The organism is Bacteroides togonis, from assembly GCF_900130135.1.
GTDB classification, from domain to species: domain Bacteria; phylum Bacteroidota; class Bacteroidia; order Bacteroidales; family Bacteroidaceae; genus Bacteroides; species Bacteroides pullorum.
Genome location: NZ_LT670820.1, coordinates 1,808,466 through 1,822,808 on the forward strand (window position 1 = coordinate 1,808,466; position 14,343 = coordinate 1,822,808).

At 49.1% G+C, this 14,343-nt stretch carries 11 protein-coding genes; 1 reads left to right on the forward strand and 10 read right to left on the reverse strand.

Features of this window, described 5'->3' with window-relative positions; all coding sequences use genetic code 11:
• Positions 1-6: 6 nt before the first annotated feature.
• From BQ8005_RS07880 to hisS, 10 genes are all read right to left on the reverse strand, one after another.
• A complete protein-coding gene (locus tag BQ8005_RS07880; RefSeq protein WP_075317670.1) occupies positions 7-3,291 on the reverse strand; it encodes a TonB-dependent receptor in 3,285 nt (1,094 codons plus the stop codon).
• Between the two features lie 232 nt (positions 3,292-3,523).
• Positions 3,524-4,537, reverse strand: coding sequence for a FecR family protein (locus BQ8005_RS07885; RefSeq protein ID WP_021847049.1), 1,014 nt, complete (start codon positions 4,535-4,537; stop codon positions 3,524-3,526).
• 68 nt (positions 4,538-4,605) lie between these two features.
• Positions 4,606-5,202, reverse strand: coding sequence for an RNA polymerase sigma-70 factor (locus tag BQ8005_RS07890; protein ID WP_075317671.1), 597 nt, complete (start codon positions 5,200-5,202; stop codon positions 4,606-4,608).
• Positions 5,203-5,306: 104 nt separating this feature from the next.
• Positions 5,307-6,497 (reverse strand): C1 family peptidase, encoded by a 1,191-nt coding sequence (locus BQ8005_RS07895; protein ID WP_075319037.1) that lies wholly within the window; start codon positions 6,495-6,497, stop codon positions 5,307-5,309.
• Positions 6,498-6,603: 106 nt separating this feature from the next.
• Positions 6,604-6,900, reverse strand: coding sequence for a chaperone modulator CbpM (locus tag BQ8005_RS07900; RefSeq protein ID WP_021847046.1), 297 nt, complete (start codon positions 6,898-6,900; stop codon positions 6,604-6,606).
• Positions 6,901-6,919: 19 nt separating this feature from the next.
• Entirely contained in the window at positions 6,920-7,873 is a 954-nt protein-coding gene (locus BQ8005_RS07905) for a DnaJ C-terminal domain-containing protein (RefSeq protein ID WP_075317672.1), read from the reverse strand.
• A gap of 115 nt (positions 7,874-7,988) precedes the next feature.
• Complete coding sequence (gene groL / locus BQ8005_RS07910) at positions 7,989-9,623, reverse strand: chaperonin GroEL (protein WP_021847044.1); 1,635 nt, start codon at positions 9,621-9,623, stop codon at positions 7,989-7,991.
• A 43-nt stretch (positions 9,624-9,666) separates the two neighbouring features.
• Entirely contained in the window at positions 9,667-9,939 is a 273-nt protein-coding gene (locus tag BQ8005_RS07915; RefSeq protein WP_021847043.1) for a co-chaperone GroES, read from the reverse strand.
• 164 nt (positions 9,940-10,103) lie between these two features.
• Positions 10,104-10,280, reverse strand: a complete 177-nt coding sequence (locus BQ8005_RS17380; RefSeq protein ID WP_159436228.1) for a hypothetical protein — start codon at positions 10,278-10,280, stop codon at positions 10,104-10,106.
• Positions 10,281-10,403: 123 nt separating this feature from the next.
• Entirely contained in the window at positions 10,404-11,768 is a 1,365-nt protein-coding gene (gene hisS, locus BQ8005_RS07920; protein WP_075317673.1) for a histidine--tRNA ligase, read from the reverse strand.
• A 338-nt stretch (positions 11,769-12,106) separates the two neighbouring features.
• Here hisS and BQ8005_RS07930 point away from each other — a divergent pair, with 338 nt between their 5' ends.
• Positions 12,107-14,326, forward strand: a complete 2,220-nt coding sequence (locus BQ8005_RS07930; RefSeq protein ID WP_075317675.1) for a S9 family peptidase — start codon at positions 12,107-12,109, stop codon at positions 14,324-14,326.
• Positions 14,327-14,343: the final 17 nt, after the last annotated feature.

The window sequence follows — 14,343 nt, forward strand, 5'->3', positions numbered from 1 at the left end:
TTTTGTTTAGAATGTTACGTTAAGTCCGAACATGTAAGAGCGGTTAGTAGGGTAGCCGTAGTACATGTTGTCGGCATCAAGGTTGGTCGTATTGTCCATGTTGCTGAACGAACAAAGGTTGTTGACACTCACGTTGATGTTCACTCCTTGGACACCCATGGCTTTCACCCATTTCTTCTCCAGGTCATAACCAAAGGTGATGTTCTTCACCGTCACATAGCTCACTTTGGAGTAGAACGAGTGTTTATCATAAGGCGTATAAATCAGCGAAGTCACCTTGTTGCTGTGGTTTTCCGGTGTCCAGTATTCCATACCGCTGATATAATTGAAACGCATATCCCAACGTTCCAGATTCAGGTCATGACGTTCTTTCCATTGACCGAATACACCGTTCAGCAAGAACGACAGGGAGAAGTTCTTGTAATGGAACTGGTTGCCCATGGACATCAGGAAGCTTGGAGTCTTGGAACCGATGATCTTCTTGTCAGCAGCAGTAATACGGCCGTCTCCATTCACATCTTCCAGCTTGGCCGAACCAGGCTTCGCACCGGCTTGTATCTCTTTACCTTCCTCATTGTAGAAACCTTCTTTAATGGTCACCTTACCATCACTTCCTACAATTTTCTCCGCTTTATATCCGGGATCGTCATATTGCCAAACTCCCACTACATTATAGTCATAGAAAACTCTTAGCGGCTCACCGATGAACCATTTGTTATCGATGTCATCCTTGCCGTCTCCACGTAAATCAACAATTTTATCTCGATTCAAGAAGAAGTTCAAGTTAGTATTCCAAGTGAAATCCGGAGTCTGGATGTTTACAGAGTTCAAGTTGATTTCCACACCCTTGTTACGTGTTTGGCCGATGTTGTCCATGATGCTGCTGAAACCATTCATCACCGGCACCTTACGGCTCATCAATAGGTCTTTGGTATTGGCTACGTAGGTTTCGATGCTACCACTCAGGCGTTCACCAAAGAAACTGAAGTCGATACCGAGATTGAAGCTATGGGTAGTCTCCCATTTCAAATTGGGGTTACCTACGCTGCCAAATCCCATATAACTACCATTTACACCGGTAGTTCCGTCACCCCAAATATATTTGGAAGTACTCAAGCGGTCCAACGTTTGGTAAGCGCTGATGGCTTGGTTACCATTACTACCGTATGATAAACGTAGCTTCAACATATCTACTCCCTTGTCGCGTGCCTTTTCCATAAAATCTTCCGAACTGATGTTCCAGGCTACAGCAGCCGATGGGAAGAAGGCGTACTTGTTGTTAGCACCGAAAGCCGAGTAGCCGTCTGCACGTCCTGTCAAGGTCAACATGTAGCGGTTGTCGAAGTTGTAGTTGGCACGAAGCATGTAAGACAAGGTGGCGGTTTCCGTCAGGCCTGAAGTTATTTTGATATTTTTCTCACCGGCGTTCATGTTGTGATATTCAGAATCATCGTTCACGAAACAGTCGGCACTCTGATTAGCATTCTGATCTGAAGTTTGTTGCATACTGAACAGTCCCGTCAAATCCAGTTTATGCTTACCGAACTGGTTGCTGTAATTCACCAGGTTTTCCCAAGTATAATCGACGTATTGCCTGTTGTAGATAGAAGCGCTACCTTCCGAATTCTTTCCGCTCAGCGTGTTACGGCCGTAGTAAGATCCTTCGAAAGAATTACGATAGTTATAACCGAAATTCGTACGATAACTTAATCCCTTGACCGGCAACTTGATTTCCGCAAATGCCGACAGAAACAGGTTGCGGTAGTTATTATCGGTCGTAGCATTGATGTTGGCCAGCGGATTGGAGAACAGCGTTTCCTGCATCGGATAATCGACATAGTTGCCGGACTCGTCCAAGAATTTTCCATAGGGGCTCATTTTCAGAGCAGCTTCCAGATTGGGTTGGTTCTTGTCCACGTCTTTGCTGACAAACTGCGTACCGATACCTATTTTTAACCAAGCATTGAAATTCTGCACCACATTCAACGACAGATTGGTACGACGAATACCTGTATTCTTCATTACGCCCTCTTGCTTCAGATTGGAAATGGTGGCTGAATATTGGGTAGCCTCTGTTCCACCGGTTACACTCACTGTGTGGCGATTGGTCAAAGCATTGCGGAACACTAAGTCCTGCCAGTCCGTACTAATACCTGCATTATAAGCTTCGAGTTCTATAGGGTGCAAAATGTTCTCAGGAGCCAGTTGGTCACCTTCCCACCCCAATTTCTCGCGATTGTATTCCTGTCGCATTTGCAGATATTCGGGTCCGTCCATCAAGTTCAACCGACTTTGAGTCTGCTCCAGACCTATCTGTCCTTTATACGTCACTTGCGGCTTACCTTGTTTACCTTTCTTTGTCTGAATCAGGATAACGCCATTCGAACCACGCGAACCATAAATAGCAGCTGAAGAAGCATCCTTCAATACTGAGAGGCTTTCGATGATTTCGGGGTCGATATCACCTAACGAACCGTTGTAGGGGATGCCGTCCAACACAATCAACGGAGTATTGCTGGCTGTCAAGGAGTTAATACCACGTATACGCAATGATTGTTCTTCTCCCGGACGAGCATTAGTTGTGGTAATACTTAAACCCGGTACTTGTCCCGCCAGTTTGTCCAACAGGTTGTTGCTGGTTACCATCTCCAACTGTTCGGCATTAACAGAAGCAATACCACCCGTCAAGTCGGACTTACGCTGGGAACCATAACCTACGACTACCACCTCGTCCAGCATCTCAGCGTCTTCTACCATCGTAATGTTCATCGGTTGCTGAGAGGCTTTTACTTCAAGAGTCTTATAACCTATATAGGAGATTTCAAGAGTTGCATTGGCACCTACTTCCAGAGCAAAGTTGCCATCGATATCTGACACAACTCCGTTGCTGGTACCTTTTTCCTTGACAGCGGCGCCAATGACCGGCATACCTGTCGCATCGGTAATAGTACCTTTTACTTTACCAGCCTGAGCTGGAGCTGCATTGGATACGGCTTTGCGCACAATAATCTTTTTGTCGCGTATTTCATACGTCAAATCAGTCTGTCCCTTCAATATTTGATTGACAACTTCTTCGATAGAGGCTTTATTAGCGGATATGGAAATTCTCTTTCCCGTGTTCACATCTTTTGACGAAAAGACAAACGAATATCCAGACGTCTTTTTCAATTCTTCCATCGCCTCTTTGACGGTTATATTCTTGTTTTTCAATGTAATATCTTGAGCAGACATCGTCAGATTAAAGCAAAAGGCTGCTCCGGCTATTAAAATAGCCTTTTGGATATAATTCATAATTTCTCTTTGATTTAATGATTATTACTAGATTCAGGTCGCTAGATTTGAAGAGTTTTGTGTATTTTTGCATGCTCTCCAAACGCGAATGAGGCATTGCTGTGGCTTGGCAGAGTATTCAAGGGGGGGATGTGGCCGCATCCTCCTTTTTTATGCAAGCCTTTCTGTCACTCGGATTTATCCGGAAAGGGAATGTTTCATGGTGTTATTCTTTTTAAGGTTCTACATTAAGTTAGTATAGAATATATATTCCTTTTTCTTGCTTATATTTCATACGGTTGGTCGAAGAAATGGTCTCCAATACCTGTTCAATGGTGCTTCCCGACATCTTGAAACTACCATAAAAACGAGTATTTTTGAGTGAATCGGCCACCTCTATCTTTACATCGTAATTGCGCATCAGCTTTTTAGCGATGTCCTCCAACAACTCTTCATCGAAAAACAGCTCATCATGGGTCCATATCTTGGAGTTCTGCACCTGAGTACGAGTAGTCTTCATTTCTCCAGTCAATTTGTTCAATGTCACCTTTTCATTGGGTTGCAGATATAACGTTTCCTCTTGTCTGAGGTGATTACTCAACTTTACCTTACCCGACAAAAGCGAAACACTGGCTTCCGAATCGTCTGCATAGTTCTTGAAGTTGAATTGAGTTCCCAACACGGTCACATCAACTTCCTGCGTATGAATAATGAAAGGAAGCTGTTCGTTGTGCGATACCTCAAAATAGCCTTCACCCTCCAATTTCAAATTACGATCGTTGATTCCGAATCCCTGGGAATAGGTCAAACGCGAACAAGCGTTCAACCATACTTGGGTACCATCGGGCAAGTACATACAGGTACGGGCTCCGACAGGAGCTTCGATCACGATATCGGCAAAGGCATTCTCCATGTTTTGCTTCCCTCCCCAATAACCGGCCAAAGGCAACACCAACACCAATACAGCAGCAGCAATACGCCAAAAATATCGAGCAAACGATTGTTGTTTGTGAGGATGAATCTCTGCTGTCTGTTTTTTGATTCGATTCTTGAATCTTAAAAAAGCAAGTTCTGCATCGGGTTGGTTTTGCCCATACAAAGTGGATGTAGTATACCATAATTCGATCCGGTCACGTATATAAATACGGTGTGCATCCGATTCGAGACTCCATTGTTTCAGTTGTTCAATGCAATCTCTGTCAGCATGTCCTGATATGTACTGATCTATCAGGCGATCCATTTCGATATATGACTCTTTGTTTGGCATCTTTTTCGACGGTTATATAGTAAAGACAAAATTCAAGGCATCAAGGGTAGTGTAAAATGCTGTTTTTTTCAGATTTTAATGAAAAAATAGAGGAAAAGCACTTCCAAATAGGGAGCCATCTTTTTTTGAAGGAAATCTAAAGCATTCTTTATGTGATACTTGACTGTATTTATCGAGATATTAAGTTCGGAAGCTATTTCTTCATATTTTTTCTCTTCAAACCGACTTTTTTTGAAAACTGTCCGGCAAGCATCCGGCAGCTCCTCTATGCTCTGACGCAACAAGTCCTCCAATTCCTGAGTGAGCATATTTTCCAACGGATGATCTTCGGAAGGAAACAAGTTTTCTATCAGTTGAACATTCTCAGGAAGCAGATAGGAAGAACAGTTTTGCTCCATCCGATAGTTCTGTGAGTTCAATTCGTTCAAGCAACGGTTGCGAACGGCACGAAGCAGATAATTGCGTAGTGAGCCTGAAATTTCAATCTCCGTATGGTGTTCCCACAAATAGAAGATCACATCGTCTACCATCTCTTCGGCAAGGGAAATATCATTGGTCAGCTGAGCAGCAAAACGGCAAAGAAGTGCATAATGTTGCTCGTAAAGGTATTTGAATGCCTTTTCATCCCCTTGTTTCAGATGCTTTTTAATGAGTGCTTCTTCCATAAATACATTTTGTAGCAGACAAATGTAGTGAAAAACATCGAAAAAAATAAAGGGCATCCAAAAAACATTGGATACCCTTCACATTAGGATTTGTTTCTATTCTCTTATTTAATACCCAGCTTGGCCTTGATCTCAGCAGGTACGGCATCTTTATGTACCAGGATGTTCATCGTCTTATAAGCAACGAAAGCTTTGGATGCATACCAAATACCTTTGTATTTACCGCTCAATCCCCAAGAGTTCTTAACCATGAAATATTCTTTACCGGTCTGATCTTTAGCAATACCATAGATAACCATACCATGATCATCAGTCGTTTCCCAGTTATCGAAAGCAACTTGACGCATTTCCTGCGTTACTTCTACTTCAGGCAAAGGACGAGAAGTCAATTCCTTACGCTTGTCCGTAGCAGTCATACCAGTCCAGCGAGCCATGTCAGAGCCAGTCAGTTCGGCACCACGAGCTGCATCGGGCATAACAGCGATACCATCACGGGTAAATCCCTGTTCGCTCACATCGCTACCCCATGCAAAAGTATAACCTGTGCGAATGGCATTGTCCATTACGGCCATCAGCTCGTCAATAGGCAGGTTGTAGGACAAGCCGTTGCGCCAGTTGTCCTGAATTTCAATGGCAAACTGGGTGTAGAAAGGATGGTGAGTATACGAAGTCAGTGACACGTAGTCATCAGGATTGATACCCAGACTGGCGGCAAAGCTCTTCGGTGTGTACTCCGTACCCATATAAGTGAACTTCTCGGGACATTTGCCCAGATAAGTGTCGTAGATAGCACTGATACCGTTCTTCCATACGGGGGTCAGCTTGCTGAAGTTGCCCTTGCCGATGGCTTTTACATAGGCGCCGGCAACGGCATCCAGTTCGTTGTGTACAGGCAGTGAATCGCCGTACATGATACCCGGCATGGCTTCCTGCGGCACAAGGCCATAATTCTTCATACAATACATGATGTCATAGAAGCTTCCGCCCGGCGAGAAGGGAGCATCACCGTGATAGCGCACGTAGTTAACGGCACGGTCTACCATGGTGTGATGTACAACGAACATTTCGGACAGGTCGTAAGTACCTTTACCCAAGCGCAGCAATTCACTCTCCAAGAAGCCGAGGCTGGAGAAGCTCCAGCACGTGCTCGAACGATTTTGGTTCTTGATGCTGGTGATGGGGTTTTCCTTTACGGTAGTGAAAACGAAGCCTTCTTCTTTGGGCTCAGTCTTCTTCTTGGCCGACATGTCGAAGGCCAGCAATGCCAATGCGGCAACGAGGATTGTTTTTTTCATCATGATTACATTATTTAGAAGTTTTCATTATTGGCTACAAAGATAGTCAAATTTATCGATAAGCCAAACAATCTTTTCCGCTTCGTTCAGGCCATTGCGGGAAACCTCAAAACACATCTCCATACATCCGCAAACGGGTACGCAGGTCGCGTATCTCGCGTTGCATCTCGTCCATACGCTCCAGCAGGTGATGGATGGCATCGATCCCTTCCATATTGATAGAGAGGTCATAGTACATACGGCTGTAACGCTCCACGTCGGGCAACTGGGAGAAAGTGAGGCACGGACGGCCTTCATCGAACAAGATGTCGACCAGTCCATTTTCCTGCAGGAGGTCGATGAACGACGGCTCTATATGACATTTGTCGCAATAATCGCTGACAACAATCAATTCATTCTGCATAACGGTTCATTTTTTTTAGTTAGTTCATACGCTGAATTTTACGGAACATGTCTTTCTGTTCCTCCGTCAGGTTGGTGGGCAACTGGACGTGATAGGTCACAATCAGGTCGCCCTGCACGCCTTCCTGCTTGTAAACAGGGAATCCCTTGCCCTTAAGACGTACTTTGGTACCGCTCTGCGTACCTGGCTTTACTTTCAGTTTCACTTGTCCGTCCAAAGTATTCACCAACTGTTCGCCACCCAGCAGGGCCGTGTAGAGGTCGGTATTGACATCGACATACAGATCGTCGCCCAACCGCTTAAAGACAGGATCGTCGGCAATGACAAACGTGATGTAGAGATCGCCCGCAGGACCTCCGTTCACGCCCGGAGCTCCATAGCCTTTCAGCTTGATGACTTGGCCATTAGCCACACCGGCAGGAATGGTGATACGCACCTGCTTGTCGCCCACGCTGAGCACCTGTTTATGAGTTTGCGCAGCCTCACGAAGCGTCAGGTTCAGTTCAGCCTGATAGTCCTGGCCGCGAAAACCTCCCTGAGCACTCCGCCCGCTCCGTCCGCGATGGCCGAAGAGTTCCTCGAAGAAGTCGGAAAATCCGCCTGCATTGCTGCCCGTAAACTCCTGTCCGTCGGACGAATACCAGTAGGTGCCGTTACCGTCCGTGTGGAAACCCTGCGCTCCGGCGCCGAAACCTCCGAAGCCCCCTGCCTGCTGACGGGCCTGCTTCTGTGCCTCGAACTCGTCGGCATGCTTCCAGTGTTCGCCATACTCGTCGTACTTCTTACGCTTCTCCGGGTCGCTCAGCACCTCGTTTGCCTCGTTGATGGCCTGAAACTTCTCCTTGGCCGTAGGGTCATTGGGGTTCAGGTCGGGATGGAACTTGCGCGCCAGCTTGCGGTAGGCCTTCTTGATGTCATCCTGCGAGGCGCTTTTGTCCACACCCAATACTTGGTAATAATCGATAAAAGCCATAGTTAATGATTGATGGTTAAAATGGTTAATGGTTCATATAATGAAAGCCGCGGTATCTCTCTGACAAGACACCGCGGCTGCTTATATGTTTAATGTATCAGGGGAAATCGGCCGATTACATCATGCCGCCCATGCCACCCATACCGGGGTTCATCGGCATTTCGGGCTTGTCTTCCTTCTTCTCGACGATGACACATTCCGTTGTCAGGAACATGCCTGCGATAGAAGCGGCGTTCTCCAGCGCTACACGAGTAACCTTGGCGGGGTCTACCACGCCTGCTGCATGCAGGTTCTCGTACACGTCGGTACGTGCGTTGTAGCCGAAGTCGCCCTTGCCTTCGCGAACCTTCTGAACAACCACAGCGCCTTCCTTGCCTGCATTGGCGCAGATCTGACGGAGCGGCTCTTCGATGGCACGCTTGATGATGTGGATACCGGTTGTTTCGTCGGCATTGTCGCCTTCCAGACCTTCGAGTGACTCGAGGGCACGGATGTAAGCCACGCCACCACCCGGAACGATACCTTCTTCGATAGCGGCACGCGTTGCACGCAAAGCGTCGTCTACACGGTCTTTCTTTTCCTTCATTTCAACTTCGGAAGCAGCACCTACGTAGAGCACAGCTACACCACCTGACAACTTGGCCAGACGTTCCTGAAGCTTCTCACGGTCGTAATCGCTCTTTGTAGCGGCAATCTGAGCCTTGATCTGCTCGCAACGCTCTTTGATGTTCTCCTTGTCGCCGGCACCGTTTACGATGGTCGTATTGTCCTTCGTGATAGTAACCTTCTCGGCAGTACCCAGCATTTCGATCGTAGCCTGTTCCAGTTTCAAGCCCTTCTCTTCGCTGATCACTACACCACCAGTCAATACGGCGATATCTTCCAGCATTTCCTTACGACGGTCGCCAAAGCCCGGAGCCTTCACAGCACAGATCTTCAGCTGGCTGCGCAGACGGTTCACTACCAAGGTAGTCAATGCTTCGCTATCTACATCTTCTGCGATGACCAACAGAGGACGGCCTGTCTGTACGGCGGGTTCGAGGATAGGCAAGAAATCTTTCAGGTTGGAAATCTTCTTGTCGTAGATCAGGATGTAAGGTTTCTCCATCTCACATTCCATCTTCTCGGTATTGGTTACGAAGTAAGCCGACAGATAACCGCGGTCGAACTGCATACCTTCTACCACGCCGATGGTCGTATCCGTACCCTTAGCTTCCTCGATGGTGATGACACCGTCCTTGGAAACCTTACGCATGGCGTCGGCAATGAGCTTACCGATAACCGGATCGTTGTTGGCAGATACGGTACCTACCTGTTCGATCTTGTCGTAGTTGTCGCCTACCATCTCTGACTGAGACTTGATGGATTCAACCACCTTGGCAACGGCCTTGTCGATACCACGCTTGATGTCCATAGGGCTGGCACCAGCCGTTACGTTCTTCAAGCCTTCGGCTACGATAGCCTGAGCCAGTACGGTAGCAGTTGTTGTACCGTCACCTGCATCGTCACCAGTCTTCGAAGCGACTTCCTTAACCAGCTGTGCGCCGGTGTTCTGATAAGCGTCGGCCAGCTCCACTTCCTTGGCAACGGTCACACCGTCCTTCGTGATGTGGGGAGCACCGAACTTCTTCTCGATGATAACGTTACGGCCTTTCGGGCCCAGAGTTACTTTTACGGCGTTAGCCAGTGTGTCGATACCCTTCTTCAGTTGGTCGCGGGCATCTATATTGAACAAAATTTCTTTAGCCATGATTTCGTCTAATTAAAAGTTGAAAATTGAAAATTGAAAGTTTTTATCCCAGTACGGCGAGTACATCGCTCTGACGCATGATCAGATATTTGGTACCGTCGAGTTCGATTTCCGTGCCGGCATACTTGCCATAGAGTACGTGGTCGCCTGCTTTCAGCACCATTTCTTCGTCCTTCGTACCGTTTCCGGCTGCAATCACTTCACCTTTCAGAGGTTTTTCCTTTGCTGTATCAGGGATGATGATACCGCCGATTGTCTTTTCTTCTGCGGGTGCAGGGAGTATCAGAACTCTGTCTGCCAATGGTTTGATGTTCATAGTCACTTTTCGTTTTATATGTTATACTTTATTTTCTTTTTTCTGCCTGCTTGGCGCAAGCGAAAAAGAATATACGAAAAGCGTGCCAAACTTATTTTGGCAGAAAGAAACTGCCAAAATGTCGCAACACATCCAATTTGTCCGAAAACAAAAAACGCCTGCCCTTATTCGAGCAGACGTTCTATGTTACCTTCTTCCCAAAAAGCCTTGGTGGACCTCACCATCGAGCTGCCCATATATAATAGGAATAGGACAGCCAAAATAACCATAATTACACCGATCAACAAATTGTGTCTGTTTTCGTTCAACTGGATGGAAACCATACTAACCTCCTTCTTCATTATGTAATGCAACGGTGCAAAAGTAGCGTCACGACGTTACATTTTCATTTCATGCCTGATACAAATATACGAAAAAAGGAGCGAAATCCGCTCCTTTTTAATAGTATTTTTGTTTTTTACCGCTCATTTGCGTATGGCTGCCACCAGTTCGGCAGGGGTGAGCAGACATTGCTCGCCGCTTTCCATGTTTTTCAGTGTCACCTTACCCTCGTTCATCTCGTTCTCGCCCACCAGTGCCACGAATGGAATGCCCTTGGCATTGGCATAACTCATCTGTTTCTTCATCTTGCTGGCATCAGGGAAGATTTCGGCCCGTATGCCTGCCGCACGGACTTGTGCCAGCACTTGCATGGAGAAGGCAGCCTCGCGTTCGCCGAAGTTGATGAAGAGCAGCTGCGTGCCGTTCACGGCTTCCTTCGGATAGAGGTCGAGCTGGTTGAGCACATCGAAGATGCGGTCGGCACCGAACGAGATGCCCACACCGCTGACACCTGCCATGCCAAAGACACCTGTCAAGTTGTCATAACGTCCGCCGCCGGTGATGCTGCCTATCTGTACGTCGAGCGCCTTCACTTCGAAGATGGCGCCCGTGTAGTAGTTCAGGCCACGGGCCAACGTCAGGTCCAGTTCGATTTCGTTCTTCAGGCCCAGCGCCTTCAGGGTCGTCAGGATGAATTCCGTTTCGGCCACGCCCTTCAGGCCCGTTTCGCTGGTGGCCAGCACCTCTTTCAGCGTAGCCAGCTTCTCTTCGTTCGTACCGCTGAGCAGGATGATGGGTTGCAACTTGGCGATGGCCTCATCGCCGATGCCCTTTTCGCGCAGTTCGGCATTCACGTTGTCCAGGCCTATCTTGTCCAGCTTGTCGATGGCCACGGTAATGTCCACTATCTTGTCGGCCTCACCGATAATCTCGGCAATGCCGGTCAGTATCTTGCGGTTGTTGATCTTGATGCACACACGGATGCCGAAGCGACTGAAGACGGTGTCCACAATCTGCATCAGCTCCACCTCGTTGAGCAGGGAGTCGCTGCCCACCACGTCGGCGTCGCACTGGTAGAACTCGCGGTAGCGTCCCTTCTGCGGACGGTCGGCACGCCACACGGGCTGTATCTGGTAGCGCTTGAAGGGGAACGTCAGCTCGTCGCGATGCATCACCACGTAGCGCGCAAAGGGCACGGTCAAGTCGTAGCGCAAGCCCTTCTCGCAGAACTTGCAAGCCAGCTTGGAAGCATTGCGACTCAGCAACTCCTCGTCGGTCAGGCCGGAGAAGTAGTCGCCGGAGTTCTGTATCTTGAACAGGAGCTTGTCGCCCTCTTCGCCATACTTGCCCATCAGCGTGGAGAGCATCTCCATGGCGGGTGTCTCTATCTGCTGGAAACCGTAGAGGTGGTAAACGTCGCGGATGGTGTTGAATATATAGTTGCGCTTCGCCATCTCTATAGGCGAAAAGTCGCGGGTTCCTTTCGGAATACAAGGTTTTGCTGCCATATTCGTATCAGTTAGATTTCAAAATCGGGCTACAAAGTTACGGTATTTTATCAGAAGTTTCCAGCAAATCGGAAGCAAATTCGCATCGGGAACGTCATTTTCCCCCGTCTTTGAAATCGATTTATCCTCTCAACCTACAGAAAACAAACACCGCATCACCAATCAGAAAGCATCGCTTTGCCTGCACGAAAGCACCGTTTTTCACCCCGCCAAACAACGTGTTAGTTTTATTAACACGAAACATCCGTTTTGTTAACAGATTTTTAAACCTTAACAGAGACTCTTTTTTGGCGTTCGGCCGAATGTGGCTTATCTTTGCAAAAAAAACAAAAAGAGACATGAAGCAAATCAGCATTACCCTACTCTGCTGCCTCCTGACGCTGGCAGCCTACGCTCAAGGCGGAAAGCCGCTCACGCTGAAGGATGTCGTGACGGGCACGTTCCGCGTGGAAAACATCTACGGAGTCATCCCCATCCCCGGCGACGGCGAACACTACTCGCAAATGAACGCCGAAGGTACACAAATCATCAAATACTCCTTCAAGACCGGCAAGCAGGTGGAAGTGCTGTTCGACGCCGCCACTGCCCGCGAGTGCCCCTTCAAGCGCTTCGACAGCTACAGCTTCTCGCCCGACGGCTCGATGCTGCTCATCGCCACCGAGACGACCCCCATCTACCGCCGCTCGTACACGGCCGTGCACTATCTGTACAGCCTGAAGCGCAACCTCGAGGGGAAAATCAACAACGTGGTGGAGAAACTTTCTGACGGCGGACCGCAACAGGTGCCCGTCTTCTCGCCGGACGGCTCGATGGTGGCCTTCGTACGCGACAACAACATCTTCCTCGTGAAACGTTACTACGGCAACAGCGAAAGTCAGGTGACCAAGGACGGCGAACGCAACAAGATCATCTACGGCACGCCCGACTGGGTGTACGAAGAGGAGTTCTCATACAACCGCGCCCTGGAGTTCAGCGCCGACAGCAAGATGCTGGCCTTTGTGCGCTGGGACGAGAGCGAAGTAAAATCTTACTCCTTCCCCGTCTTTGCCGGCGACAAGCCCCACATCGAGGCCTACGAGAAGTATCCCGGCGCCTATGAATACAAGTACCCCAAGACGGGCGAAGCCAATTCGAAGGTCAGCGTTCACACGTTTGACATCAAGAGCCGCGTCATCCGCAAGATCGACGTTCCGATGGACGAAGACGGCTACATTCCCCGCATCCGCTTCACCAAAGACCCCGAAAAGCTGGCCATCATGACACTGAACCGCCATCAGAACCGCCTCGACCTGTACATGGCCAACCCGCGCAGCACCGTCTGCAAGCTGGTGCTCCGCGACGAGAGCGACAAGTACATCAAGGAGAACGTCTTCGACCAGATACGCTTCTACGACGACCACTTCAGCTTCGTCAGCGAGCGCAGCGGCTACAACCACCTGTACTGGTACAGCCTGTCGGGAAGCCTGGTGAAGCAGGTCACTTCGGGTCCGTTCGAGGTGAAGGAATTCCTGGGCTATGACCCGCAGGAAGGCTCCTTCTACTACACCAGCAACGAGGAGAGCCCCATGCGTACCGCCGTCTACAAGACCGACCGCAAAGGCAAGAAACTGAAACTCTCCACGCAACAGGGCACCAATTCGGCCCAGTTCAGCACGGACATGAAGTACTACCTAAACCGCTACACCAGCCTCGACACGCCGATGGTCATCACGCTGAACAACAACCGCGGACAGGTGCTCACCACCCTGGTGGACAACCAGAAACTCCGTGCCCAGCTGGCTGAATACAACCTGCCGAAGAAGGAATTCTTCAGCTTCACCACTACCGACGGTACCCAGCTGAACGGCTGGATGATGAAGCCTACCGACTTCTCTCCCTCCAAAAAATATCCCGCCCTGCAATACCAGTATAGCGGCCCCGGCTCGCAACAGGTGCTCGACGCCTTCGGCATCAGCTGGGAGACGTTCATGGCTTCGCAAGGCTACGTTGTAGTTTGCGTGGACGGACGAGGCACAGGCGGACGCGGTGCCGACTTCGAGAAATGCACCTACCTGAACCTGGGCGTCAAGGAAGCCCGCGACCAGGTGGAGACGGCCCTCTACCTGGGCAGCCTGCCCTACGTGGACAAGAACCGCATCGGTATCTGGGGCTGGAGCTTCGGTGGCTACATGACTATCATGAGTATGAGCGAGGGTACTTCCGTATTCAAGGCAGGTGTGGCCGTAGCAGCTGTGACTGACTGGAACTACTACGACACCGTCTATGGCGAACGCTTCATGCGCACGCCACAGGAGAACGCCGAGGGCTACAAGGCATCGTCGGCCTTCACCCGTGCCGACAAACTGAACGGACGCCTCCTGCTGGTACACGGCATGGCCGACGACAACGTACACTACCAGAACTGTGCCGAGTATGCCGAACACCTGGTTCAGCTGGGCAAGCAGTTCGACATGCAGGTCTATACCAACCGCAACCACAGCATCTTCGGCGGCAACACGCGCATGCACCTGTACACGCGCTTGACGGAATTCTTTAATCAATGGTTAATGGGGAATTAATTCTCCATTATCCATTC

What these genes read in the sequence shown, in the direction of transcription:
- groL (WP_021847044.1), bottom strand. Translation starts at nt 9,623, where the DNA reads ATGGCTAAAGAAATTTTGTTCAATATAGATGCCCGCGACCAACTGAAG.
- BQ8005_RS17380 (WP_159436228.1), bottom strand. Translation starts at nt 10,280, where the DNA reads ATGAAGAAGGAGGTTAGTATGGTTTCCATCCAGTTGAACGAAAACAGA.
- BQ8005_RS07895 (WP_075319037.1), bottom strand. Translation starts at nt 6,497, where the DNA reads ATGAAAAAAACAATCCTCGTTGCCGCATTGGCATTGCTGGCCTTCGAC.
- BQ8005_RS07915 (WP_021847043.1), bottom strand. Translation starts at nt 9,939, where the DNA reads ATGAACATCAAACCATTGGCAGACAGAGTTCTGATACTCCCTGCACCC.
- BQ8005_RS07905 (WP_075317672.1), bottom strand. Translation starts at nt 7,873, where the DNA reads ATGGCTTTTATCGATTATTACCAAGTATTGGGTGTGGACAAAAGCGCC.
- BQ8005_RS07880 (WP_075317670.1), bottom strand. Translation starts at nt 3,291, where the DNA reads ATGAATTATATCCAAAAGGCTATTTTAATAGCCGGAGCAGCCTTTTGC.
- hisS (WP_075317673.1), bottom strand. Translation starts at nt 11,768, where the DNA reads ATGGCAGCAAAACCTTGTATTCCGAAAGGAACCCGCGACTTTTCGCCT.
- BQ8005_RS07930 (WP_075317675.1), top strand. Translation starts at nt 12,107, where the DNA reads ATGAAGCAAATCAGCATTACCCTACTCTGCTGCCTCCTGACGCTGGCA.
- BQ8005_RS07900 (WP_021847046.1), bottom strand. Translation starts at nt 6,900, where the DNA reads ATGCAGAATGAATTGATTGTTGTCAGCGATTATTGCGACAAATGTCAT.
- BQ8005_RS07885 (WP_021847049.1), bottom strand. Translation starts at nt 4,537, where the DNA reads ATGCCAAACAAAGAGTCATATATCGAAATGGATCGCCTGATAGATCAG.
- BQ8005_RS07890 (WP_075317671.1), bottom strand. Translation starts at nt 5,202, where the DNA reads ATGGAAGAAGCACTCATTAAAAAGCATCTGAAACAAGGGGATGAAAAG.